The following is a 21,610-nucleotide window of genomic DNA, read 5'->3' as shown; positions in this document are numbered from 1 at the left end:
GGCTTTTGCTATTGTTGACTTCGCTTGAATTTGGGCAGCCAAGCCGAGAACGAGAATGCCCCTTCTTTACTAAAGATCGCGGCGACCCGTTCGATCGCTAGTTCTTCGCGTTCGTCCAGAACATGGTCGGCCTGCGCGATCTCATTGAGGAAGTTTAGAAGGTCGGTGGTCATGTGGCTGTAGTTACAGTCGGGATTGGCTTTTACAAATGCAGACACCTGTTTGGCGATTGCTTTAACCGTGCCATCGTCGGTGTTTTCGTCGATGACTTTCAGCGCTGCGTCGACATAGTCAGCGTTGATCCCCCATTCGCGCACAAAATACTGCTGAATGACTGTGGCTTCACGGCTGTCAAAGTCACCATCGATTTTTGCAATCCGTACCGCCAGCGGCGCAATAAGATCCACGAGATTTGCGCCCAGAATATCGATGGGTGTGTTGATGAACTGTGGGACTTCGGCGACGCGGTTTGAAGAATAGCCGCGCAAAATGCGTGTAACACCGTAGTAGGCTGCGCCGGAAACTGCACCTGCGGCAACGATCCATCCAACGGGCGTTGCGGCGGCACCGCCAAGACCCACTGCCGCAAGCACACCAGTCTTTGCAAAGAATGTGCTCGCGACGGTCGCTGATGATGCCAGGCCTGCGCCTGTCGCAACAAAGCCGCTGACGTCCCATAGCTCTTGGACTTTTTTGCCATATTTCAGCGAGGTAAATGCATCCGCTCCAATGCCAAGTTTTAACTTGAAGCGTAATTCGTCCGAGACGACTTCAACCACGTCGTCAAAGTAGTGGACTTGCTCTTCATGTGTGCTCATGGGCGTAGCACCGCATACTCGGCCTCTACAGCATCCATGCGCGCCCGAAAGCTACTGGCTTGAAAATCCGCAATTGCGCCCATTCCCACGCCAAACGCCAAAAATATTGGCATCAAAATCGGACCAACCAACACGCCTATCAAAGGGATACTGCTGATGAGTAGGGTTAAAACAGCCCCGACGATGACGCCAAAAGTTGTCTGCGGAAAAGCCTTCAGAACGTTGAAGATGGTTGTCACAATCTTGAGCCCAATCGAGATCACCGCCTTGCCAACGGTGACTGTCATTTCAGACACTTTCACAATCCACATTTTTGCATCGGCGGAAATATCCTGCCGATCAAGCCAGCGCTTCAGAGCACTTTTTTCTAATAGGTCCTGATGGAACGTTGAAAAGTCGTGGCCCGCAAGCGGCGTCGTATATTCGTTTAGTTGATGTTCTGTCATTCGTGACGCGCTCCATTATGTTCACACGAATGAATAGGTGCGTTTGCTCAAGATAAACTTAAAATGTGAAACACTGCATGATATTTCGGATAGATGGCAAACGGGCTGCACGTCAGTTGCGTATTATTTCACCCCTGTGAATCACCCTACAGAAGCCCTATATGCGAGCGACACGAACACGAGAGCCTAATATGCACGAACCTACCCCCGCAGAAATCAGTCGCTTCGCGCATATCCTGTTTTTGGTGACGATCATCGGCAAGCTGGTGTTGGGCGTGTCTCAGTTGTTGATTGCTCTAACGATTTTTTGGGGGCTGATCACAAAACTGCCTGCTTTGGCGCGGTGGTTTTTTCAGGATGAGTTGGCTGAAAACCCGACCGACTTTCTGGCGAATTGGATACTCACGCAGGTTGGCACGTTGCCCTCGATGGATCTGACGTTCTACCAAACCTACTTTGCGGCGCACGGGATGCTGCATGTGGTGGTGGCTGGTGCGCTGCTTTACGGGGTTGGCTGGGCCTATCCTGCATCGATCGCGACGCTTGCGGTTTTTGTCGTGATCCAGATGGTAGAGTGGGCGCAGGTGGGTGGTGTGGTGCTGTTGGTGCTGACGGCCATTGATCTGATCGTGATCGGGCTGACGTGGATTGAATGGCGCAGTCGCGGACCCAAACAACGTGGGTGACGTGAAAGCCCCCGCCAGTTAACGGCGGGGGGGGGGGGCAGTCGATATCTTAGATCACACCCATTGCGCGCATCGCTTCGGCCACGCGCACAAATCCGGCGATATTGGCACCCAGAACATAATCGCCCGGCGCGCCATATTCGTCGGCGGTCTCGTAGCAGGCGGAATGGATATTCGTCATGATTTCTTCCAGCCGGCTTTCGGTTTTTGCAAAACTCCAGCTATCACGGCTGGCGTTTTGCTGCATTTCCAGCGCAGAGGTTGCAACACCGCCCGCGTTGGCCGCTTTGCCCGGTGCAAACAGAACACCGGCCTCGCGGAACATCTGCACGGCCTCGGGGGTGCAGGGCATATTCGCGCCTTCTGCCACCGCGATCACGCCATTCTCGATCAAAGTCTTGGCGTGCTTGCCGTGCAGCTCGTTCTGCGTGGCGCAGGGCAGTGCGATGTCGCAAGACACATCCCAGATCGACCCGTCGCTTACATAATGCGCGCCATCACCGCGCAGTGCGACATACTCTGAAATGCGACCACGGCCGCCTTCTTTAATTTGCTTGACCAAATCCAGATCAATGCCGTTTTCATCGAAAATATAACCGCCGGAATCAGAGCAGGCGACGATTTTCCCACCAAACGATAGTATTTTTTCCATCGCATAAATCGCGACGTTGCCGGACCCTGACACGACGCAACGCTTGCCGTCAAAATCTGTGCCTTTTTGCGCCAGCATCGAGCGGACAAAGAACGCGGTGCCAAATCCGGTGGCTTCCTTGCGGGCACGTGATCCGCCGTAAGCCAAACCTTTGCCGGTCAAAACGCCCGCTTCAAAGCGGTTATTCAGGCGCTTGAACATGCCAAACATATAGCCGATTTCGCGCGCGCCAACGCCGATATCACCCGCAGGCACATCAACATATTCGCCGATATGGCGGTGTAACTCGATCATAAACGACTGGCAGAACCGCATGATTTCGCGGTCCGATTTACCTTTGGGATCAAAGTCGGACCCACCCTTGCCGCCGCCAATCGGCATACCTGTCAGGGCGTTTTTGAACGTCTGCTCAAAACCCAGAAACTTGATGATGCCTACGTTGACCGATGGGTGAAACCGGATGCCACCTTTGTAGGGACCTAGCGCAGAGTTGAACTGCACCCGAAAACCACGGTTGATTTGCACCTGATTATTGTCGTCGATCCATGGGATACGGAAAATGATCTGGCGCTCTGGTTCGCAAATGCGCTCGATCAGCGCTTCTTCGGAGTATTCAGGATGGCGTTCAATCACGCGGCCCAGGCTTTCCAGCACTTCACGCGCGGCTTGGTGGAATTCAGGTTCGCCCGCGTTCCGGTGTAGTACTGTCTTGAGAATAGGTTGTAGTTTTTCGTCGATAGTGTTCACAAGGTGATCCTTTTGTTTTGATAGCTAACAGGTTGGGAAAGTCCGCCCTAAAATCGCGATAGGGGACTACTCCCAGCCGTAATTGAAACTCACTGAAATTCTCTCTTCCTCGGACATGTTCATCGGCACCTCATGGCGCAGCCAGCTTTCCCAAAGCAGCACATCACCAACGTCAGGGGCTGCATATATAAACTGGCGCATCTCGGGGCGGGCATCCTTGATCCGCATCGGCGCGGCCATCATCATCGCGGAACGCGGGTCCTCGAATTTGATCGCACTTGCCCCCTCAGGCATCGCCACATAGGTCGTGCCGGAAATTACTGAATGAGGGTGAATGTGGCTGGTATGAATGCCGCCTTCTGGCAGGATATTGATCCACAAGCTGTCCAGCTTTAACGCCTTATCGCCCAGATCAAATTGCAGGTCCTTGGCAAACTCGGCCACATGCTTGTCCAGCACCTTGACCAGATCTTTGAAAATCGGAAACCGCCATGCAAGATCGGCAAGCGACGCGTAGGAGGTATATCCGGGATAACCGTTATCCTCGCACCATTGCTGGCCCGCCTCGTCATCGTCGGCTATCGACAGACATGACGCTTCCAGCTCGGCAGGATCTACAGATTTACCTAATTCGCCCAAGGTGGCGCGATACAGGCGGGTGACAAAAAGTGATTCAATATGTGACATGACCGCTCTTTACCGCAGCTTGGCGGTCATGGCGAGAGGGCCCCGTAACTTACTCCGTGTGCTGGTTTAAATAGGTGTTGATCTGCTCTTTCAGCGCTATGCGCAGCCTGCGCATGTCAACCAGATGAACGTCCGATGTTGGCGCGACATCGGTTTCGGCACGATGAACAGTGCAGTTCACCACATGATAGCCGTCTGCCAGTTTTACGAAATGCAGATCAAAAGCGGGCAGGGGCCTTGATGTGGCGCAAGCGAGTAGTCATAAAACATGTCCATACACCAACCTGCTAACCCTGTGCTGCAAGGGGTTGCCAGCACAGGCCGCACGTCCTATACGGCCAACTTCTACCCACTCCATTGGATTCGGGGTGACCTGTCATGGGCCCGCCAATGTATGAAAAAAGGAATATGGCTATGAATGCCAATGAACTGCGTAACAAGACGCCCGACGAGCTTCGTGGCGAACTTGTGAACCTGAAAAAAGAAGGTTTTAACCTTCGTTTTCAGCAAGCGACCGGCCAGATGGAAAACACATCCGGTATTCGCAAAGCACGTCGCGCTGCGGCGCAAGTGAAAACAATTCTGAACGAAAAAGCGGCTGCTGCTGCCAAGGAGGCTTAATCAATGCCTAAGCGTATCCTGACCGGGGTTGTCACAAGCAACCAGAACGAACAGACGATCACAGTATCGGTTGAGCGTCGTTACAAGCACCCGTTGCTTCAGAAAACAATTCGTAAGTCCAAGAAATACCGGGCGCACGACGAGCTAAACGCATGTAAAGTGGGCGATCAGGTTCGCATCATCGAATGTGCGCCACGTTCAAAAACGAAACGTTGGGAGCTTGTGGCCGCTTAAGGTCGCAACTTTTAACATAAATCGAAACCCTAGGGGCCCGGTCGGAAATCGGGAGTAGCCCTGTAGGTCGAAAAAGGAAACCAAATGATCCAGATGCAGACAAATCTGGATGTAGCTGACAACAGCGGCGCTCGCCGTGTTCAGTGCATCAAGGTTCTGGGTGGTTCACATCGTCGTTACGCCAGTGTTGGAGACATCATTGTTGTTTCGGTGAAGGAAGCCATTCCTCGCGGTCGTGTGAAAAAAGGTGACGTGCGTAAAGCTGTTGTCGTTCGCACTGCCAAAGAAGTACGTCGCGCAGACGGCACAGCTATTCGTTTTGATAGCAATGCTGCCGTTATCCTCAACAACAACAACGAGCCAGTAGGTACACGTATCTTTGGACCAGTTGTTCGCGAATTGCGTGCGAAAAACTTCATGAAAATTATCTCGCTTGCTCCGGAGGTGCTGTAACCATGGCTGCTAAACTCCGTAAAGGTGACAAAGTCGTCGTTCTTGCTGGCAAGGACAAGGGCACCACTGGCGAGATCAAATCGATTGACCCGAAATCTGGCAAAGCAATTGTTGACGGTGTCAACATGGCTGTGCGTCACGTTAAACAATCCCAAGCAACACAGGGTGGCCGCACGCCAAAAGCGATGCCAATCCAACTGTCAAACTTGGCTGTTACTGATGCAAACGGCAAAGCAACCCGCGTCGGCTTCCGTATGGACGGCGACAACAAGGTTCGTTTTGCCAAGACAACAGGGGATGCGATCTAATGCTTGATACCGCAAAATATACACCCCGTTTGAAGGCAGAGTACGCTTCCACAATTCGCGCTGCGATGAAGGAAGAATTCTCCTACAAGAACGACATGCAGATCCCACGTTTGGACAAAATTGTTCTGAACATCGGCTGTGGCGCAGAAGCTGTCCGTGACAGCAAGAAAGCGAAATCCGCTCAGGAAGATCTTTCAACAATCGCTGGTCAAAAGGCCATGACGACTATTGCAAAGAAATCCATCGCTGGTTTCCGCGTTCGTGAAGACATGCCCTTGGGCGCGAAGGTTACACTTCGTGGCGACAAGATGTATGAATTCCTCGACCGTCTGATCACCGTTGCAATGCCTCGTATCCGCGATTTCCGCGGCGTATCTGGTAAATCCTTCGATGGTCGTGGCAACTACGCCACGGGCCTCAAAGAGCATCTGGTGTTCCCCGAGATCAACTTCGATAAAATCGATGAGAACTGGGGCATGGACATCGTCATCTGCACGACCGCAGCAACCGACGCCGAAGCAAAAGCGCTGTTGAAGAACTTCAACATGCCTTTCAACAGCTAAGCGGTAGGGAGAAAACTAGATATGGCTAAGAAATCCATGATCGCACGCGAAGTTAAGCGTGAGAAGCTGGTCAAGCAGTATGCGTCACAGCGTGCAGCCTTGAAAGCAATCATCAACGACAAAGAGAAGCCTGTAGAAGAGCGCTTCAAAGCAACTTTGCAACTCGCAAAATTGCCACGGAACTCTTCTGCTGTGCGTCTGCACAACCGTTGCCAACTCACCGGGCGTCCACACGCTTACTACCGTAAACTCAAGATCAGCCGGATCGCGCTGCGGAACCTTGGTTCCAATGGCGAAATTCCCGGCATGGTCAAGTCAAGCTGGTAAGGAGCACATATTATGATGAACGATCCTATCGGCGACATGCTGACACGCATTCGTAACAACCAGATGCGCGGCAAATCCACGGTCATGACACCAGCTTCCAAGCTGCGTGCACGTGTTCTGGATGTGCTGGCTGACGAAGGTTACATTCGTGGCTATGAAGCAACGACTGGTGCAGATGGCCATCCGGCTCTCGAAATCAGCCTGAAGTATTATGAAGGCACTCCTGTCATTCGCGAAGTGAAACGGGTCTCCAAGCCCGGTCGTCGCGTTTACATGGGTCCAAATGACATTCCCGTTGTCCGTCAGGGCCTCGGTGTGTCGATTGTCTCCACCTCCAAAGGTGTGATGTCGGATGCAAACGCACGGGCGGCCAATATTGGCGGCGAAGTGCTCTGCACTGTATTCTAAGGAGCCATAGACATGTCTCGTATTGGTAAAAAAGCGGTTGAGCTTCCAGCAGGTGTTTCGGCATCTGTGTCTGGCCAGACCATCGAAGTGACGGGCCCAAAAGGCACGCGCACTTTCAAAGCAACAGACGACGTGACCATCACAGTTGATGGTCAGTCGGTTTCCGTCACGCCACGTGGCACCTCCAAGCGCGCGCGCCAGCAGTGGGGCATGAGCCGCTCTATGGTCGCAAACTTGGCAACAGGTGTCTCCGTCGGTTTCAAGAAAGAGCTTGAGATCAACGGTGTGGGTTATCGCGCACAGATGCAGGGCAACAACCTGAAACTGGCGCTTGGTTATAGCCACGATGTGAATTTCGAAGTGCCGGAGGGTGTGACAGTCACAGCCGCAAAGCCAACCGAAATCACTGTGGAAGGTATCGACCAGCAACTTGTAGGTCAGGTCGCGGCAAACATCCGCGAATGGCGTAAGCCCGAGCCATATAAAGGCAAGGGTATCAAGTATAAAGGCGAGTTTATCTTCCGCAAAGAAGGCAAGAAGAAGTAAGGACGCAAAAAATGGCAAACAGCAAAAGAACCCTGTTTCTGAAGCGCCGCATGCGCGTCCGGAACAAACTTCGCAAGGTAACAGCGAACATCGGGCGTCCGCGCCTGTCCGTTCACCGTTCCAACAAAAACATCAGCGTCCAGCTGATCGACGATGTGAACGGCGTGACAATCGCGTCCGCGTCCACATTAGAGAAAGCACTGGGCGTTGTCGGACAATGCAATATCGCAGCAGCGACCAAAGTGGGTGCTGCAATTGCAGAGCGCGCCAAGGCCGCTGGCATCGAGCAAGCATTCTTCGACCGTGGTGGTTTCTTGTTCCACGGCAAAGTGAAGGCAGTCGCCGACGCAGCACGTGAAGCAGGTCTCAAAATATAACAAAGTAGGGTGCGCATAGCGCGCACCCTATGACCCCCCTGTAGGGTGCGCGTTTATGCGCACCGTCGATGATCCGGGACGCATGCGTCACTAGGATCGTGAAATTTGGCGAAAGCCACAGAATTAAAGGACGCCAACAATGGCAGAACGTGATAACAACCGCGGTGGCAATCGTCGCCCACGCGAAGAAGCAACACCAGAGTTTGCTGACCGTCTGGTCGCAATCAACCGTGTTTCTAAAACTGTAAAAGGCGGTAAGCGCTTTGGTTTTGCAGCGCTCGTCGTTGTTGGCGACCAAAAAGGCCGCGTCGGATTTGGTAAAGGGAAAGCAAAAGAAGTTCCTGAAGCCATCCGCAAAGCTACCGAGCAAGCCAAGCGTCAGATGATCCGCGTTGCACTGCGCGACGGTCGCACGCTGCACCACGATGTCGAAGGTCGCCACGGCGCCGGACGCGTTGTGATGCGCACAGCCGTTGCCGGTACTGGTATCATCGCCGGTGGCCCAATGCGTGCCGTATTCGAAATGCTGGGTGTACAGGACGTTGTGTCCAAGTCCATCGGCACATCAAACCCGTACAACATGATCCGCGCGACAATGGACGGCCTGACCAAAATGCAGTCCCCACGCAATGTCGCACAGCGTCGTGGCAAGAAAGTTGCAGACATTCTCCGCAAGGAAGATGCCCCTGTAGCAGAAGCCGCTCCAGAAGCCGCAGAAGCGTAAGGAAGAAATAAAATGGCAAAAACTATTGTTGTTAAGCAGGTTGGCTCGCCAATCCGCCGCCCCGCCGACCAGCGCGCGACGCTGATCGGTCTTGGCCTGAACAAAATGAACCGCACTCGCGAACTGGAAGATACTCCTTCCGTCCGCGGCATGGTTCGCAAGATCTCGCACATGGTAGAGATCATCGAAGAAAAAGGATAAATACCTGTCCGGGCCTTCGGGCTCGGCAAATGCTCTAGTGACGCATTTGTGGTGTTTAAGGGCGGAGCTGCGGGGGTAACCCTACGCGAAACCCACTACCTACAAACGCCCTGCGGGAAACTGCGGGGCGTTTTGCGTTACCAAATCTGCTTTCCTCGACCTTTATTGTATGAAAAATAGGAAGCCGCCTTCAGAAATATTTTCTAAATAAACCCAAACGTTACAACGGTTTTGTCCTACTCCAATCTAATCTCGCCGCTAAACCACAGGCACCTGAATCGCTATCAAAAACGTGACGAGGTTCTCGCGTACTCACATCATTGTCACTTCGAATTTAAGTTTTCCCACGCAGATCCAGCATGGCCTTGAGACACAAGATTTGCACCTTCACGGATACCGCTAAAACTAACTTTGACGCTTGGCGGCAATGCCCCCCTTGCCACGCCCCCCATTCCCCCGCTATACGCCGCTAGTCCGTGCATTTGCGCCGACTCATATGTAACGCCGCGTTTGACCACTTCCCGTCGCTGGGGGTCAGTTCCGGCAAAAGGAGAAGCGACATGAAACTGAATCAACTTTCCGACAATCCAGGCGCCACCAAAGCACGCAAGCGCGTTGCACGTGGTCCGGGTTCAGGCATGGGTAAAACCGCTGGCCGTGGTATCAAAGGTCAGAAGTCACGTTCCGGTGTAGCCATCAAAGGCTTCGAGGGCGGCCAAATGCCAATCTACCAGCGTCTGCCAAAGCGTGGCTTTAACAAGCCGAACCGCAAGGCATTTGCTGTGATCAACCTTGGTCTGATCCAGAAATTCATCGATGCCGGCAAAATCGACGTCAAAGCCGACATCACTCAAGAGGCACTTGTTGCTTCTGGCGCTCTGCGCCGCGTGAGAGACGGCGTGCGCGTTCTGGCCAAAGGCGAGTTCACTGCAAAAGCCAATATCATCGTGCATGGCGCATCTGCTGGTGCAGTCGAAGCAGTGGAAAAAGCTGGTGGTAAAGTGACCATTACAGCCACACCAAAAGCAGCGGCAGCCGAGTAAGTCCTTGTGAGCGACCAATCGGTCGCTTACATATCTTAAAGCATTCCCAAGCGCCGCCACACGGGAAAACCGTTGGCGGCGTTTTTCATAAGAAGAGAGACGCATGGCATCCGCAGCAGAACAAATGGCTTCCAACATGAGCTGGAGCGCGTTCGGTAAAGCAACCGAACTGCGCCAACGTATCCTTTTCACCCTCGGCCTCTTGGTGGTTTACCGCCTTGGTACCTATATTCCGGTTCCGGGGATCGATGGCGGCGCATTGCGCACCTTCATGGAAGACGCAGCTCAGGGAATCGGCGGCATCTTGTCGATGTTCACCGGCGGCGCGCTGGCGCGGATGGGCATTTTTGCGCTGGGTATCATGCCATATATCTCCGCGTCGATTATTATTCAGTTAATGGGATCCATGTGGGAGCCGCTCAAGAACCTCAAGAAAGAGGGCGAGCAGGGCCGCCGCAAACTGAACCAGTACACACGTTATCTGACCGTGATTCTGGCAACGTTCCAAGCCTACGGTCTGGCACGTTCGCTCGAAGCAGGCGATCTAGCCTCAAATCCGGGCCTATACTTCCAAGCTGCCTGCGTAATTACCATCGTTGGCGGGACCATGTTCCTGATGTGGCTGGGCGAGCAGATCACTGCACGCGGTATCGGTAACGGCATCTCGCTGATTATCTTTGTCGGCATCATCGCCGAAGTGCCCGCTGCTGCTGCGCAATTCCTGTCCCAAGGGCGCTCGGGTACAATCTCTCCATTCGTCATCATCGGCGTGATTTTGATGATTATAGCGATCCTGACATTTGTGGTCTTCATGGAAAGGTCGCTGCGCAAAATCCACATCCAATACCCGCGTCAACAACGCGGAATGAAGGTCTATGACGGCTCCACGTCGCATTTGCCGATTAAAGTGAACCCTGCTGGTGTCATCCCTGCGATCTTTGCATCCGCTTTGCTATTGCTGCCTACAACCATCAGCACCTTTTCAGGCGGCTCAACTGGCCCGGTGATGTCGACGATCCTCGCCTACTTTGGCCCTGGTCAACCGCTGTATCTGTTGTTCTTCGCCGCGATGATCGTGTTCTTCACCTATTTCTACACGCGTGAAGTTGCGTTCAAGACGGACGAAGTTGCGGACAACCTGAAAAACCAAAACGGATTTATCCCCGGCATCCGCCCCGGCAAGAAAACCGCTGACTATCTCGACTATGTTGTGACACGGATTCTGGTCCTCGGCTCTGGTTATCTGGCTCTTGTGGCGTTACTACCAGAAATCTTGCGCAGCCAATTCGCTATTCCTTTTTACTTTGGCGGGACCTCGGTTTTGATTATTGTGTCCGTAGGTATGGATACGATCCAACAGATCCAGTCCCATTTGTTGGCCCATCAATACGAAGGGCTTATTGAAAAATCCCAACTGCGAGGGAAAAGTCGCGCTGGGAAAAAGAAAGGGCCATCGCGTCGATGAATATTATTCTGCTGGGACCGCCAGGGGCGGGCAAAGGGACGCAAGCGCGCAAAATTGTTGAAGAACGTGGCATGGTGCAATTGAGCACCGGCGACATGCTTCGGGCGGCGCGCACAAGTGGCACAGAAATAGGCAAAAAAGTTGCCGCCGTCATGGATGCGGGCAACTTGGTGACGGACGAAATCGTGATCGGTCTGATCCGCGAACAGCTTGCCTCCGATAATGCACCCGGCGGATATATCTTTGACGGCTTCCCACGGACTTTGGCGCAAGCTGACGCGCTGGGGGATTTGCTGGTCGAGATGGGCGAAGCACTTGACCGCGTTATCGAGATGCAAGTCGACGACGAGGCACTGGTGGCACGGATCACGGCACGTTCGACCTGTGGGTCCTGCGGCGAGGTCTATAACGACAACACCAAACCAATCCCTGCGGATAACAAATGCACCAACTGCGGCGCATCCGACTTCCAACGGCGCGCTGACGACAACGAAGAAAGCCTGCGCACACGGCTGATGGCCTACTACAAACAGACCTCGCCATTGGTTGGCTATTATTACGCCAAAGGCGATCTGAAACCTGTCGACGGACTGGCTAGCATGGACGACGTTGCCGAGAGTATTAAGGCAGCTTTGGGTTAATCACGATTCTCCACAGAATTGTAAGTTTCCGAATTTTACACAAAATTCGGGCGCTTACATCAGGGTCTTGACCCCCACGCGCTTCCCCCCTAAACAGCCCCATCCCTTAGGGGAATCAATTTATGCTACGGGGGTCGCACCCCTGACACATAAGACACCTCGATATGACGCGGCCCGACATCGTTCGGGCCTCCGTTGTGAAAAAAGGTTCCGGAAATACGGAATCGCAACGAAAAGGAATTAACACCTTGGCACGTATTGCTGGCGTGAACATCCCAACTGGGAAACGTGTTCTGATCGCCCTCACATATATCACTGGTATCGGTCCAGCTAAGTCAGAAGAAATCTGCGAAGCTGTCGGTATTGATCGCGCACGTCGCGTTAACGAACTGTCGGACGCCGAAGTCCTGAAGGTACGTGAATACATCGACGAGCACCTGCAAGTGGAAGGCGACCTTCGCCGTGAAACGCAGATGAACATCAAGCGTCTGATGGACCTTGGTTGCTACCGTGGCTTGCGCCACCGTCGTAATCTGCCGGTTCGTGGTCAGCGGACTTCAACCAACGCACGTACACGCAAGGGCCCTGCAAAGGCTATTGCTGGTAAGAAGAAATAAGGGAGGGCATCAGATATGGCACGCGATACTAAACGCACCAAGAAGAAGGTCTCCAAGAACATCGCCGCAGGCGTTGCTCACGTGAATTCTTCTTTCAACAACACAAAAATTCTGATTTCCGACGTTCAGGGCAACGCGATCGCTTGGTCGTCTGCTGGTACAATGGGCTTTAAAGGCTCACGGAAATCGACACCTTACGCGGCTCAGATGGCTGCGGAAGATGCAGGCAAAAAAGCACAAGACCACGGTGTTAAGACACTTGAAGTCGAAGTGCAGGGCCCTGGTTCTGGTCGTGAGTCCGCATTGCGCGCTCTGGCCGCTGCTGGTTTCAACATCACATCGATCCGTGACGTGACTCCAATGGCACACAACGGCTGCCGCCCACCAAAGCGCCGCCGCGTCTAAAACGATTGAGATGGTTGGGGGTCGTGGATGTTTTCCACGGCCCCAATCCGTCATTTTGAAACCTCGGGCGTTTGCCTTTTGGACATGAAAGGCAGACAAGTATGGAGGGACACATGATCCACAAGAACTGGGCTGAATTAATCAAGCCAACACAGCTTGACGTCAAGCCGGGCAATGACCCGCTACGTCAAGCAACAGTTATCGCAGAACCGCTAGAACGGGGCTTCGGCCTGACGCTGGGCAACGCCCTGCGCCGCATTTTGATGAGCTCCTTGCAAGGTGCCGCCATCACTGCCGTTCAGATTGACAATGTTCTGCACGAGTTTTCATCCGTGTCAGGTGTGCGTGAAGACGTCACTGACATCGTGTTGAACCTCAAAGGCGTCGCGATCCGCATGGAAGTCGAAGGGCCTAAGCGCCTAAGCGTTCAGGCCAAAGGCCCGGGCGTTGTGACCGCTGCGGACATCTCCGAGACAGCTGGCATCGAGGTCTTGAACAAAGACCACGTGATCTGCCACCTCGACGAAGGTGCTGACCTCTACATGGAACTGACCGTGAATACGGGCAAGGGCTATGTTGCGGCGGAAAAGAACAAGCCGGAAGATGCACCTATTGGTATGATCTCGATCGACGCGATTTACTCGCCGGTCAAGAAAGTGTCCTACGACGTGCAGCCGACCCGCGAAGGTCAGGTTCTCGACTACGATAAGCTGACAATGAAAGTCGAAACAGACGGCTCCATCACGCCAGATGACGCAGTTGCTTATGCAGCCCGCATCTTGCAGGACCAACTGTCGATCTTTGTGAACTTCGACGAACCAGAATCCGCAAGCGCGGGTGCTGACGACGATGGCCTCGAGTTCAACCCGCTTCTGTTGAAGAAAGTGGACGAGCTGGAACTGTCTGTCCGTTCTGCGAACTGCCTGAAGAACGACAACATTGTCTACATCGGCGATCTGATCCAGAAAACCGAAGCAGAAATGCTGCGTACACCAAACTTTGGCCGCAAATCTTTGAACGAAATCAAAGAAGTGTTGTCGGGCATGGGTCTGCACCTTGGCATGGACGTCGAGGACTGGCCACCAGACAATATCGAAGATCTGGCGAAAAAGTTCGAAGACCAGTTCTAAAGAAATCTGGGCGGGGGGTATCCTCCGCCCGATTACGGCCCGGGCATTCTGCCCCAATAACGTGGCTGGCACGCATCAGACCACCGCACAAAGCATAATTAGGAGACACTCAAATGCGTCACTCAAATGGTTACCGCAAACTAAACCGGACACACGAACACCGCAAAGCGATGTTCGCAAACATGTCCGGCTCGCTTATTGAACATGAGCAAATCAAGACAACTTTGCCTAAGGCAAAAGAACTTAAGCGCGTGATTGAAAAGCTGGTTACACTTGGCAAGCGCGGCGATTTGCACGCACGTCGTCAAGCCCGCGCTCAGTTGAAGCAGGACATCCACTGCGCAAAACTTTTTGAAATTCTCGGGCCACGTTACGCCGAGCGTCAGGGCGGCTATGTGCGCGTTCTGAAGGCTGGCTTCCGTTATGGCGACATGGCGCCAATGGCGATCATCGAATTTGTTGACCGTGATGTTGACGCAAAAGGCTCCGCAGACCGTGCGCGCCTCGCAGAATTCGACGACACCGCCGAAAGCTAAAACTTTTTACTATCAAATTCTAAAAATGGCCTCGCATTTTGCGGGGCCATTTTTTTTGTGACATCGACAGATATCGGTTATTACATAGCTGGCTTACGTTGGGTCAATTAAGCATTATAAAGATTGTCCGAATTGAACTAAGCCTTCAGAAATAAGTAATATAATTTGATTACAATTTTAGGTTGACGACCGCACTGATAAGGCGAAATAAGAAATGATGTCCCTACGTACGAGTGTTGATTATCATACTGCACGGCTTTCCGAATTGGCTCCTAAGGGGTTCTTTTACGCGCTGCATATTCGTTTTGCCATGCCGTTGATGCATCATCAAACCTACCCGCAGGGATGGATCGATCTATATACAGAGGAGGCATATGCGCTACGCGATCCGATCATAGCCTGGGGGTTTAGCCAGATCGGCACATCGCGGTGGAACGACATTAAAATACCTGATCCATTTGATATCTTGGGCCAGGCACGTCTTTACGAAATGAACCACGGTTTTGCCGTGTCTTGTGGACCTATGCAGTCTCGTACAATCGCCTCTGCGGCGCGTGCGGATCGGGAATTTACCGATGACGAGATCTTGGAATTCTCCAGGTATGTTCAACAACTTCACACACTTACAGAACCCCCGAAGTCTTTAACAAACGCCCAAGTCGAAGCCCTGCAGTGTATTGCAAACGGGGATCGTCATGCAGCCGCCGCTGCGCGTTTAAATATTTCGGAAAGCGCGTTTAAAGCGCGCTTAACGGCAGCCCGTGCAAGTCTTCTGGCACGGACTACCGCCGAGGCTATTCAACGCGCGAGGGATTACAGGTTGTTGTGAAGTCCGCATTTTTGATGCTCTGGCAGGTCATTTGACTCTAACCCCCCTGCCAGGAGGCCAACTATGCTTAGTACAACTCTCTCTTTCGCCAATATGCACAACCATGGCGAACTATTCGCAAACATTCTTCGCGCACGCCGCGAGTCATTTATCGTCAAAAACAATTGGGATCTGCCTCAAACCATGGGCATGGAGTATGATCAATATGACACACCTGTGTCGCGTTGGTTGGCCGTGCACGATGATACGGGACGCGTTCTTGCCGGCGTGCGTTTGACGCCGACAACTGCACGCTGCGGAATTTATAGCTATATGATCCGCGACGCGCAAAACGGCTTACTCGATAGCATCCCCGAAGATCTACTCTACGACGCCGCGCCTGCTTTATCTACAACTTGGGAGGCAACACGCGGCTTTGTGGTGCACGATCTTGCCGCAGGTATGCGCCAGCGCGTCCGACTGAAATTGGTGATGCAAATGCTGACCACCTCGCGCGAAGAGGGGATCACCAAAATGGTCGCGCTTTTGCCATCAAACTGGGGACGCTGGGCCGCGCGGTGCAAGTTGGACATGCAGCCGGCAGGTCGCAACATGAATATGGGTGGCATTGATTACCAAGCGGTCTGGATCGACTTCTCCTCACAGCTGCACTGATCCTTTTCAAAGGGGACAAGGGGGCTTAGATTGCTTTCATGAGTGATCTTTTTGACAGCACCCCAAATCCCGCCGCAGGCGGTCCGCGGCCTTTGGCCGACCGCCTGCGGCCGCAGGTATTGGGCGACGTGATCGGGCAAGAGCAAGTGCTCGGCCCCGATGCGCCGCTTGGTATTATGCTGGCCTCAGGGTCGTTAAGTTCGCTGATTTTCTGGGGACCTCCGGGCGTTGGTAAAACAACGATTGCCCGCTTGCTTGCTCATGAATCTGACCTGCATTTTGTCCAGATTTCTGCGATATTTACCGGCGTGCCCGATCTGCGTAAGGTGTTTGAAGCCGCAAAGATACGGCGTCAGAACGGTAAAGGGACCTTGTTGTTCGTTGACGAAATCCACCGTTTTAATAAAGCCCAGCAAGACGGATTTCTGCCCTATATGGAGGACGGCACGATCCTTTTGGTGGGGGCCACGACCGAGAACCCGAGCTTTGAGTTGAATGCGGCGGTCTTGTCGCGCTCGCAGGTATTGATCCTGACGCGCCTTGATTTGAAAGATCTGGAACGATTGGCCCAACGCGCCGAGCAGGAGTTGGGCAGCGCGTTACCATTGGACGGCGATGCCCGCGATGCGTTGTTGAATATGGCCGATGGCGATGGCCGTGCATTGTTGAACCTGATCGAGCAGATCGCGGCGTGGAAAATGGACGGTAAAATCGGCCGCGACGCGCTGTCGAAACGCTTGATGAAGCGGGCCACAAAATACGACAAATCCGGCGAAGAGCATTATAACCTAATTTCGGCGCTGCATAAGTCAGTGCGAGGCTCTGATCCTGATGCGGCGCTTTACTGGTTTGCGCGCATGTTGGAAGGCGGCGAAGACCCGCGTTTTCTGGCGCGACGCCTGGTGCGTATGGCAGTTGAAGATATCGGGCTTGCCGATCCACAGGCACAGGCGGTTTGTTTGCGGTCGTGGGAAACCTACGAGCGACTGGGCAGCCCAGAGGGCGAGTTGGCGTTATCGCAGGCAGTGATATATCTTGCGTTAGCACCTAAATCCAACGCGAATTATGTGGCCTACAAAGCCGCGCGCAATGCAGCCAAGCAGTTCGGATCAGAACCGCCGCCGACCCATATTCTGAATGCGCCTACAACCTTGATGAAAAAACAGGGCTTTGGCGCGGGCTATGCCTATGATCACGATGCCGAAGACGGGTTTTCGGGACAGAACTATTTCCCCGAAACAATGAAGCGTCCGATCTATTATGCCCCCGTGGATCGCGGGTTCGAACGTGACTTGAAGAAGCGCGTCGAATTCTTTGCGGGTTTGCGTGCAAAGCGTAGCAAGAATTGACAACTGGCCCACTTTGGGCCAAGGCAAGATGATGATAACACCTGTGATCTCTGTCGCGTTAGGCGGCGCGTTCGGCGCTGTGGCACGGTATCTTGTGGGGCTCGCCGTGGCGTTCCCGTTGGGCACCTTGACCGTGAACGTGGTAGGATCACTGGCGATAGGCGTGGTCTGGGCCGCGTTCACCGAGCGGGGCCTGCATGGCTGGTTACCGTTGGTGTTAACTGGATTTTTGGGCGGCTTTACGACTTTCAGCGCGTTTAGCCTAGATACCATGCGGCTGATGGAAACCGGCAAATTCGGTGCTGCGGGCAGTTATGTCGTAGCGTCGGTGTTGCTGTCGCTGATGGCCTGTGCTTTGGGCCTTTGGCTTGCAAAAGGAATGACAACATGAGCGGTGTACAAACCCGTGTAATCGGCCCCGACGATGGTGATCAGCGGCTTGACCGCTACTTTCGCCGTCTGTTCCCACATGTGACCCAAGGGCGCGTCGAAAAGATGTGCCGCAAGGGTGATATTCGTGTGGATGGTGGTCGTGTGAAAACGAACACCCGTTTAGAAGTGGGTCAGACAATCCGTATCCCGCCTCTGCCGACCGAAGAACAAGCGGCCGTATCTGCGTCGCTGCTAAAACATGGCGTGACCAAAGCGGACGCCAAGCTGATCCAGTCTTGTGTGATTTACAAAGACGACCACATTATCGCGATCAACAAACCTGCGGGACTGGCGACACAAGGTGGCTCAAAAACCCACCGTCACGTTGATGGCATGGCCGAGGCGTTGATGTTCGGGTATGATGAAAAGCCCCGCTTGGTGCACCGTTTGGACAAGGATACATCGGGCGTTTTGTTGCTGGCACGGACCCGCACGATGGCCCGTTTGCTGACCGAGAACATGAAACACCGCGATACCCGCAAGATTTATTGGGCTGCGATTGCTGGCGTGCCGCATCCGCGGGCTGCGACGATAAAATACGGCCTGCTGAAGGCTGGCGGTCATGGCAAAGGCGGCGAAAACGAGAAAATGCGCTGCATTCATCCAAGTGAAGTTGCGAGCACCGAAGGCGCCAAGCGGGCAACCACTGATTACGCGGTAATGGATACCTTGGCGAAACGCGCATCGTGGTGCGCCTTGGTGCCGATTACCGGCCGCACCCACCAGCTGCGTGCGCATATGGCCGAGATCGGGCATCCGATTATTGGTGATGGTAAATATGGCGGTTCCGAGCAAGAAAATGTCGGTGACGGGTGGGGCTCTGGCATGGGCGAAGATATCGGTCGTAAGATGCATTTGCATGCGCGGTCTATGACGATCGAACACCCTGAAACGGGCAAGATGTTGAACCTTATCGCGGACCTGCCGCCGCATATGCAAGCGACGTGGGACTTTGTTGGTTGGGTTGTCAGCCATGCGCCCGCTGATCCGTTTAACATGCCCGATGAGTGATTTGCGGCTGGTCATTTTTGACGTCGATGGCACGCTTGTTGATAGTCAGGCAGAGATCATGGCCGCGATGACGCAGGCGTTTGCATCCGAGGGGATGCCAATGTTGGCGCGCCCCGAGGTGTTATCGATTGTCGGATTGTCGCTGACCGAGGCGTTTGTGATTTTATGCCCCGAGGCCGAACAGGCGCAGCGGACCCGCATGGTGCAGGCCTATAAAGATGCGTTTAATGATCTGCGTGGGGCGGCTGGCGAGGCAGAGCTATCGCCGATGTTTGCCGGCGCCAAACAAGCGTTACAGGACCTGCACACACAAGACGAGGTTTTGCTGGCGGTTGCGACAGGCAAGTCAAAGCGCGGCCTGGACAAGATGATTGAGCGCCACGGACTTGAGGGGCTGTTTATCAGTCAGCAGGTTGCGGATTTCCATCCCAGCAAGCCGCATCCCGCGATGGTTTTAGCGGCCTTGGCCGAGACTGGCGTGTCTGCGCACCGTGCCGTGATGGTGGGTGATACCACATACGACATGGATATGGGGCGGGCAGGCGGCGTAGGCACGATTGGTGTGAGCTGGGGCTACCATGATGCGGTAACACTCAATGCAGATATTTTGATAGATCGGTTTGCAGGGCTACCTGACGCGATTGACCAACTGACGGAATAAAAGAATGAGCATCCTCAAGCAAAGACGGTTCTGGAAAACGGCCACAACAGTGCCGCGTGATGGCGGATTTGGCGTGATGCTGGATGCGCGGGTTGTGAACACCCCCAATAAAACCCCGTTGGTATTACCTACGCTGAAAATGGCCGAGGCGATTGCTGTCGAATGGGATGCCCAACCTGAAAAAATCGACCCGCTGACGATGCCTGTGACCCGCGCTGCCAATTCGGCGATTGATAAGGTGGCGCCGCAACACGCCGAGGTTGTCGCCGAGTTGGCACAATATGGTGGCACGGATTTGCTGTGCTACCGTGCGGTAGGCCCGATTGAATTGGTCACGATCCAAGCCGCAAAATGGGATCCTGTTTTGGACTGGGCGGCGTCAGAATTTGGTACACGTCTGAATGTCTGCGAAGGTGTGATGCATATTTCTCAAAATGCGTCACTTATGACAAAGCTGCACGCAGAAGTCTCAGCCTTCGACAATTTCGCCCTCGCAGGTGTGCATGATCTGGTCGGCATTTCCGGTTCGCTGATTCTATCGCTAGGTGTCACGCGCGGGGCGATCTCTGCGGACGATGCATGGCTTTTGTCGCGTGTTGACGAGCACTGGCAAGCCGAACAATGGGGTGCTGACGAAGAGGCATCCGCGCATGAACTGCTCAAAAAAACAGCGTTTTTGAATGCAGCGCGTTTTTTCAACCTATCATTTACCTAGCGTCATATTGACGATTTAAGGTCTTTCTGTCTGTTTTAGGGTGATTCGGCGGGCGTGTTGCCCTCGAATTCCACTGGCGGTCTTGACGTTGAGGGGTGTCTGCGCACAGTATTATTCGATTGGGGCTGGTTTGATGCTTCAAGATACTCATCAGCCCTTTGGGCAAAAAACGACTGCTCCATTAAAGGAGCGGAAACTCAGGAAGAGGTAAAAATGAAAAAAACCGTATTTTTTGGCGCGCTGACCGTAGCTACTTTGGTTGCTGGCGTCGCATCCGCGGCAACACTTGACGATGTTAAAGCCCGTGGCGCGCTTAACTGCGGCGTAACAACTGGCTTGGTCGGCTTTGCTGCCCCTGACGCGAACGGCGTCTGGGAAGGTTTCGACGTTGATATGTGCCGCGCAGTCGCCGCTGCGATCTTTGGTGATCGTGATGCCGTTGTTTTCGTTCCGACAACTGGTCAGACTCGCTTTACTGCGCTGGCATCCGGCGAGATCGACTTTCTGGCACGTAACACAACTTGGACCATGTCGCGCGACACAGATCTCAAGTTTGATTTCGTCGGCGTAAACTACTACGATGGTCAGGGCTTCCTTGCGCCAAAAGCGCTGGGTGTGACATCTGCAAAAGACCTTGATGGCGCGACTGTCTGTATCCAGACCGGCACAACAACCGAGCTGAACCTCGCAGACTTCTTCCGGACAAACGGCATTTCCTACGAGCCAGTGCCTATCGAAACAAACGCAGAAGGCCAGCAGCAGTATCTTGCAGGTGCATGTGACGTTTACACAACCGACGCATCCGGTCTTGCGGCGACACGCGCGACGTTTGAATCGCCCGGCGATCACACATTGCTGCCAGAAATCATCTCCAAAGAGCCACTTGGTCCGCTTGTGCGCCACGGCGACAGCGAATGGGCTGACATCACACGTTGGACATTAAACGCGCTGATTTCTGCGGAAGAACTGGGCATTACATCTGCGAACATCGCTGAATTGTCTGCCGCACCAACTGACAACCCGGAAATCAACCGTCTTTTGGGCACCGAAGGTGAACTGGGCGCGATGATGGGTCTTGAAGCTGACTGGGCCAAGAACGCGATTATGGCTGGTGGTAACTACGGCGAGTTGTTCGAAAAGAACATCGGCGAAAGCACACCAATCGGTCTTGCGCGTGGATTGAACGCACAGTGGACTGATGGTGGCCTGATTTACTCCCCACCATTCCGTTAAGCATGACGATGCAAAAGGCCCAAGCATTGCTTGGGCCTTTTGTCCTTAAGATAGATCAATGAGCATCCCGCCATAGGGCGCTTCGGTATAA

General features: G+C 53.6%; 32 protein-coding genes. 27 read left to right on the top strand and 5 right to left on the bottom strand.

Features of this window, described 5'->3' with window-relative positions; genetic code table 11:
- Positions 1 to 8 precede the first annotated feature (8 nt).
- Both ACXLHR_RS12710 and ACXLHR_RS12705 read right to left on the bottom strand, forming a co-directional pair.
- Positions 9 to 818 (bottom strand): TerB family tellurite resistance protein, encoded by an 810-nt coding sequence (locus ACXLHR_RS12710; RefSeq protein WP_458791792.1) that lies wholly within the window; start codon positions 816 to 818, stop codon positions 9 to 11.
- On the bottom strand, positions 815 to 1,264 hold the full coding sequence (locus tag ACXLHR_RS12705; protein WP_458791791.1) for a hypothetical protein: 450 nt from the start codon (positions 1,262 to 1,264) through the stop codon (positions 815 to 817). The genes ACXLHR_RS12710 and ACXLHR_RS12705 overlap by 4 nt, the downstream gene beginning before the upstream one ends.
- Before the next feature lie 191 nt (positions 1,265 to 1,455).
- Between ACXLHR_RS12705 and ACXLHR_RS12700 the strand changes: the two genes are divergently transcribed.
- Complete coding sequence (locus ACXLHR_RS12700) at positions 1,456 to 1,950, top strand: DUF2127 domain-containing protein (RefSeq protein ID WP_458791790.1); 495 nt, start codon at positions 1,456 to 1,458, stop codon at positions 1,948 to 1,950.
- Between the two features lie 49 nt (positions 1,951 to 1,999).
- Here ACXLHR_RS12700 and gdhA read toward each other — a convergent pair whose 3' ends face one another.
- From gdhA to ACXLHR_RS12685, 3 genes are all read right to left on the bottom strand, one after another.
- Positions 2,000 to 3,349 (bottom strand): NADP-specific glutamate dehydrogenase, encoded by a 1,350-nt coding sequence (gene gdhA / locus ACXLHR_RS12695; RefSeq protein ID WP_458791789.1) that lies wholly within the window; start codon positions 3,347 to 3,349, stop codon positions 2,000 to 2,002.
- Between the two features lie 66 nt (positions 3,350 to 3,415).
- Positions 3,416 to 4,036 carry a 2OG-Fe(II) oxygenase family protein gene (locus ACXLHR_RS12690; RefSeq protein ID WP_458791788.1) on the bottom strand — a complete coding sequence of 207 codons (621 nt, stop codon included), beginning with the start codon at positions 4,034 to 4,036 and terminating at the stop codon, positions 3,416 to 3,418.
- Positions 4,037 to 4,085: 49 nt separating this feature from the next.
- A complete protein-coding gene (locus ACXLHR_RS12685) occupies positions 4,086 to 4,238 on the bottom strand; it encodes a DUF465 domain-containing protein (protein ID WP_458792548.1) in 153 nt (50 codons plus the stop codon).
- 212 nt (positions 4,239 to 4,450) lie between these two features.
- Here ACXLHR_RS12685 and rpmC point away from each other — a divergent pair, with 212 nt between their 5' ends.
- From rpmC to ACXLHR_RS12555, 26 genes are all read left to right on the top strand, one after another.
- Positions 4,451 to 4,657, top strand: a complete 207-nt coding sequence (rpmC, locus tag ACXLHR_RS12680; RefSeq protein ID WP_458792547.1) for a 50S ribosomal protein L29 — start codon at positions 4,451 to 4,453, stop codon at positions 4,655 to 4,657.
- A 3-nt stretch (positions 4,658 to 4,660) separates the two neighbouring features.
- Positions 4,661 to 4,891: a 30S ribosomal protein S17 gene (gene rpsQ, locus ACXLHR_RS12675; RefSeq protein WP_458791787.1), complete on the top strand. Its 231-nt coding sequence runs from the start codon at positions 4,661 to 4,663 to the stop codon at positions 4,889 to 4,891.
- Positions 4,892 to 4,975: 84 nt separating this feature from the next.
- The gene (gene rplN, locus ACXLHR_RS12670; RefSeq protein ID WP_458791786.1) at positions 4,976 to 5,344 is read left to right on the top strand and encodes a 50S ribosomal protein L14; all 369 of its coding nucleotides are present in this window, start codon (positions 4,976 to 4,978) and stop codon (positions 5,342 to 5,344) included.
- A gap of 2 nt (positions 5,345 to 5,346) precedes the next feature.
- On the top strand, positions 5,347 to 5,652 hold the full coding sequence (gene rplX, locus ACXLHR_RS12665) for a 50S ribosomal protein L24 (protein ID WP_458791785.1): 306 nt from the start codon (positions 5,347 to 5,349) through the stop codon (positions 5,650 to 5,652).
- Positions 5,652 to 6,215, top strand: a complete 564-nt coding sequence (gene rplE / locus ACXLHR_RS12660; protein WP_458791784.1) for a 50S ribosomal protein L5 — start codon at positions 5,652 to 5,654, stop codon at positions 6,213 to 6,215. The genes rplX and rplE overlap by 1 nt, the downstream gene beginning before the upstream one ends.
- Before the next feature lie 21 nt (positions 6,216 to 6,236).
- Positions 6,237 to 6,542 (top strand): 30S ribosomal protein S14, encoded by a 306-nt coding sequence (gene rpsN, locus ACXLHR_RS12655; RefSeq protein ID WP_458791783.1) that lies wholly within the window; start codon positions 6,237 to 6,239, stop codon positions 6,540 to 6,542.
- Positions 6,543 to 6,557: 15 nt separating this feature from the next.
- The gene (rpsH, locus tag ACXLHR_RS12650; RefSeq protein WP_458792546.1) at positions 6,558 to 6,950 is read left to right on the top strand and encodes a 30S ribosomal protein S8; all 393 of its coding nucleotides are present in this window, start codon (positions 6,558 to 6,560) and stop codon (positions 6,948 to 6,950) included.
- 12 nt (positions 6,951 to 6,962) lie between these two features.
- A complete protein-coding gene (gene rplF, locus ACXLHR_RS12645; RefSeq protein ID WP_458791782.1) occupies positions 6,963 to 7,496 on the top strand; it encodes a 50S ribosomal protein L6 in 534 nt (177 codons plus the stop codon).
- Positions 7,497 to 7,507: 11 nt separating this feature from the next.
- Positions 7,508 to 7,873, top strand: a complete 366-nt coding sequence (gene rplR / locus ACXLHR_RS12640; RefSeq protein WP_458791781.1) for a 50S ribosomal protein L18 — start codon at positions 7,508 to 7,510, stop codon at positions 7,871 to 7,873.
- Between the two features lie 139 nt (positions 7,874 to 8,012).
- Complete coding sequence (gene rpsE / locus ACXLHR_RS12635; protein ID WP_458791780.1) at positions 8,013 to 8,597, top strand: 30S ribosomal protein S5; 585 nt, start codon at positions 8,013 to 8,015, stop codon at positions 8,595 to 8,597.
- 12 nt (positions 8,598 to 8,609) lie between these two features.
- Positions 8,610 to 8,798: a 50S ribosomal protein L30 gene (gene rpmD / locus ACXLHR_RS12630; protein WP_458791779.1), complete on the top strand. Its 189-nt coding sequence runs from the start codon at positions 8,610 to 8,612 to the stop codon at positions 8,796 to 8,798.
- A gap of 560 nt (positions 8,799 to 9,358) precedes the next feature.
- Complete coding sequence (gene rplO, locus ACXLHR_RS12625; RefSeq protein ID WP_458791778.1) at positions 9,359 to 9,841, top strand: 50S ribosomal protein L15; 483 nt, start codon at positions 9,359 to 9,361, stop codon at positions 9,839 to 9,841.
- 103 nt (positions 9,842 to 9,944) lie between these two features.
- On the top strand, positions 9,945 to 11,306 hold the full coding sequence (gene secY, locus ACXLHR_RS12620) for a preprotein translocase subunit SecY (RefSeq protein WP_458791777.1): 1,362 nt from the start codon (positions 9,945 to 9,947) through the stop codon (positions 11,304 to 11,306).
- Positions 11,303 to 11,947: an adenylate kinase gene (locus ACXLHR_RS12615; RefSeq protein WP_458791776.1), complete on the top strand. Its 645-nt coding sequence runs from the start codon at positions 11,303 to 11,305 to the stop codon at positions 11,945 to 11,947. The genes secY and ACXLHR_RS12615 overlap by 4 nt, the downstream gene beginning before the upstream one ends.
- A gap of 248 nt (positions 11,948 to 12,195) precedes the next feature.
- Positions 12,196 to 12,564, top strand: a complete 369-nt coding sequence (gene rpsM, locus ACXLHR_RS12610; RefSeq protein WP_458792545.1) for a 30S ribosomal protein S13 — start codon at positions 12,196 to 12,198, stop codon at positions 12,562 to 12,564.
- Between the two features lie 15 nt (positions 12,565 to 12,579).
- Positions 12,580 to 12,969, top strand: coding sequence for a 30S ribosomal protein S11 (gene rpsK / locus ACXLHR_RS12605; RefSeq protein ID WP_007206630.1), 390 nt, complete (start codon positions 12,580 to 12,582; stop codon positions 12,967 to 12,969).
- 113 nt (positions 12,970 to 13,082) lie between these two features.
- Positions 13,083 to 14,099 carry a DNA-directed RNA polymerase subunit alpha gene (locus ACXLHR_RS12600; RefSeq protein ID WP_458791775.1) on the top strand — a complete coding sequence of 339 codons (1,017 nt, stop codon included), beginning with the start codon at positions 13,083 to 13,085 and terminating at the stop codon, positions 14,097 to 14,099.
- Between the two features lie 113 nt (positions 14,100 to 14,212).
- Positions 14,213 to 14,635, top strand: a complete 423-nt coding sequence (rplQ, locus tag ACXLHR_RS12595; protein WP_458791774.1) for a 50S ribosomal protein L17 — start codon at positions 14,213 to 14,215, stop codon at positions 14,633 to 14,635.
- Positions 14,636 to 14,852: 217 nt separating this feature from the next.
- The gene (locus ACXLHR_RS12590) at positions 14,853 to 15,464 is read left to right on the top strand and encodes an autoinducer binding domain-containing protein (RefSeq protein WP_458791773.1); all 612 of its coding nucleotides are present in this window, start codon (positions 14,853 to 14,855) and stop codon (positions 15,462 to 15,464) included.
- A 63-nt stretch (positions 15,465 to 15,527) separates the two neighbouring features.
- Entirely contained in the window at positions 15,528 to 16,118 is a 591-nt protein-coding gene (locus ACXLHR_RS12585; protein WP_458791772.1) for an acyl-homoserine-lactone synthase, read from the top strand.
- A 38-nt stretch (positions 16,119 to 16,156) separates the two neighbouring features.
- Complete coding sequence (locus ACXLHR_RS12580) at positions 16,157 to 17,467, top strand: replication-associated recombination protein A (RefSeq protein WP_458791771.1); 1,311 nt, start codon at positions 16,157 to 16,159, stop codon at positions 17,465 to 17,467.
- Positions 17,468 to 17,498: 31 nt separating this feature from the next.
- On the top strand, positions 17,499 to 17,858 hold the full coding sequence (crcB, locus tag ACXLHR_RS12575; RefSeq protein ID WP_458792544.1) for a fluoride efflux transporter CrcB: 360 nt from the start codon (positions 17,499 to 17,501) through the stop codon (positions 17,856 to 17,858).
- Positions 17,855 to 18,910: an RluA family pseudouridine synthase gene (locus tag ACXLHR_RS12570; RefSeq protein ID WP_458791770.1), complete on the top strand. Its 1,056-nt coding sequence runs from the start codon at positions 17,855 to 17,857 to the stop codon at positions 18,908 to 18,910. Before crcB ends, ACXLHR_RS12570 begins: the two co-directional genes overlap by 4 nt.
- Positions 18,903 to 19,571, top strand: coding sequence for an HAD-IA family hydrolase (locus ACXLHR_RS12565; protein ID WP_458791769.1), 669 nt, complete (start codon positions 18,903 to 18,905; stop codon positions 19,569 to 19,571). The genes ACXLHR_RS12570 and ACXLHR_RS12565 overlap by 8 nt, the downstream gene beginning before the upstream one ends.
- A 4-nt stretch (positions 19,572 to 19,575) precedes the next feature.
- Positions 19,576 to 20,286 carry an ATP12 family chaperone protein gene (locus tag ACXLHR_RS12560; protein WP_458791768.1) on the top strand — a complete coding sequence of 237 codons (711 nt, stop codon included), beginning with the start codon at positions 19,576 to 19,578 and terminating at the stop codon, positions 20,284 to 20,286.
- A gap of 213 nt (positions 20,287 to 20,499) precedes the next feature.
- A complete protein-coding gene (locus ACXLHR_RS12555; RefSeq protein WP_458791767.1) occupies positions 20,500 to 21,519 on the top strand; it encodes an amino acid ABC transporter substrate-binding protein in 1,020 nt (339 codons plus the stop codon).
- The last annotated feature ends 91 nt before the right edge of the window (positions 21,520 to 21,610 follow it).

This window comes from Yoonia sp. MH D7, assembly GCF_054439475.1.
The sequence above is the reverse complement of the archived record's forward strand: the minus strand, read 5'-3'. Positions and strand labels throughout refer to the sequence as shown.

Bases quoted from the DNA above. Each gene is read 5' to 3' on its own strand.
- rpsN (WP_458791783.1), top strand. From the start codon at position 6,237: ATGGCTAAGAAATCCATGATCGCACGCGAAGTTAAGCGTGAGAAGCTG.
- rplX (WP_458791785.1), top strand. From the start codon at position 5,347: ATGGCTGCTAAACTCCGTAAAGGTGACAAAGTCGTCGTTCTTGCTGGC.
- ACXLHR_RS12600 (WP_458791775.1), top strand. From the start codon at position 13,083: ATGATCCACAAGAACTGGGCTGAATTAATCAAGCCAACACAGCTTGAC.
- ACXLHR_RS12710 (WP_458791792.1), bottom strand. From the start codon at position 818: ATGAGCACACATGAAGAGCAAGTCCACTACTTTGACGACGTGGTTGAA.
- rpsH (WP_458792546.1), top strand. From the start codon at position 6,558: ATGAACGATCCTATCGGCGACATGCTGACACGCATTCGTAACAACCAG.
- rplR (WP_458791781.1), top strand. From the start codon at position 7,508: ATGGCAAACAGCAAAAGAACCCTGTTTCTGAAGCGCCGCATGCGCGTC.
- ACXLHR_RS12615 (WP_458791776.1), top strand. From the start codon at position 11,303: ATGAATATTATTCTGCTGGGACCGCCAGGGGCGGGCAAAGGGACGCAA.
- secY (WP_458791777.1), top strand. From the start codon at position 9,945: ATGGCATCCGCAGCAGAACAAATGGCTTCCAACATGAGCTGGAGCGCG.
- crcB (WP_458792544.1), top strand. From the start codon at position 17,499: ATGATAACACCTGTGATCTCTGTCGCGTTAGGCGGCGCGTTCGGCGCT.
- rpsE (WP_458791780.1), top strand. From the start codon at position 8,013: ATGGCAGAACGTGATAACAACCGCGGTGGCAATCGTCGCCCACGCGAA.
- rpmD (WP_458791779.1), top strand. From the start codon at position 8,610: ATGGCAAAAACTATTGTTGTTAAGCAGGTTGGCTCGCCAATCCGCCGC.
- ACXLHR_RS12690 (WP_458791788.1), bottom strand. From the start codon at position 4,036: ATGTCACATATTGAATCACTTTTTGTCACCCGCCTGTATCGCGCCACC.
- rplN (WP_458791786.1), top strand. From the start codon at position 4,976: ATGATCCAGATGCAGACAAATCTGGATGTAGCTGACAACAGCGGCGCT.
- ACXLHR_RS12700 (WP_458791790.1), top strand. From the start codon at position 1,456: ATGCACGAACCTACCCCCGCAGAAATCAGTCGCTTCGCGCATATCCTG.
- ACXLHR_RS12560 (WP_458791768.1), top strand. From the start codon at position 19,576: ATGAGCATCCTCAAGCAAAGACGGTTCTGGAAAACGGCCACAACAGTG.
- rplF (WP_458791782.1), top strand. From the start codon at position 6,963: ATGTCTCGTATTGGTAAAAAAGCGGTTGAGCTTCCAGCAGGTGTTTCG.
- rpsQ (WP_458791787.1), top strand. From the start codon at position 4,661: ATGCCTAAGCGTATCCTGACCGGGGTTGTCACAAGCAACCAGAACGAA.
- ACXLHR_RS12590 (WP_458791773.1), top strand. From the start codon at position 14,853: ATGTCCCTACGTACGAGTGTTGATTATCATACTGCACGGCTTTCCGAA.
- rpsK (WP_007206630.1), top strand. From the start codon at position 12,580: ATGGCACGCGATACTAAACGCACCAAGAAGAAGGTCTCCAAGAACATC.
- ACXLHR_RS12570 (WP_458791770.1), top strand. From the start codon at position 17,855: ATGAGCGGTGTACAAACCCGTGTAATCGGCCCCGACGATGGTGATCAG.
- ACXLHR_RS12705 (WP_458791791.1), bottom strand. From the start codon at position 1,264: ATGACAGAACATCAACTAAACGAATATACGACGCCGCTTGCGGGCCAC.
- ACXLHR_RS12585 (WP_458791772.1), top strand. From the start codon at position 15,528: ATGCTTAGTACAACTCTCTCTTTCGCCAATATGCACAACCATGGCGAA.
- rpmC (WP_458792547.1), top strand. From the start codon at position 4,451: ATGAATGCCAATGAACTGCGTAACAAGACGCCCGACGAGCTTCGTGGC.
- rplQ (WP_458791774.1), top strand. From the start codon at position 14,213: ATGCGTCACTCAAATGGTTACCGCAAACTAAACCGGACACACGAACAC.
- ACXLHR_RS12565 (WP_458791769.1), top strand. From the start codon at position 18,903: ATGAGTGATTTGCGGCTGGTCATTTTTGACGTCGATGGCACGCTTGTT.
- rplO (WP_458791778.1), top strand. From the start codon at position 9,359: ATGAAACTGAATCAACTTTCCGACAATCCAGGCGCCACCAAAGCACGC.
- rplE (WP_458791784.1), top strand. From the start codon at position 5,652: ATGCTTGATACCGCAAAATATACACCCCGTTTGAAGGCAGAGTACGCT.
- ACXLHR_RS12555 (WP_458791767.1), top strand. From the start codon at position 20,500: ATGAAAAAAACCGTATTTTTTGGCGCGCTGACCGTAGCTACTTTGGTT.
- ACXLHR_RS12580 (WP_458791771.1), top strand. From the start codon at position 16,157: ATGAGTGATCTTTTTGACAGCACCCCAAATCCCGCCGCAGGCGGTCCG.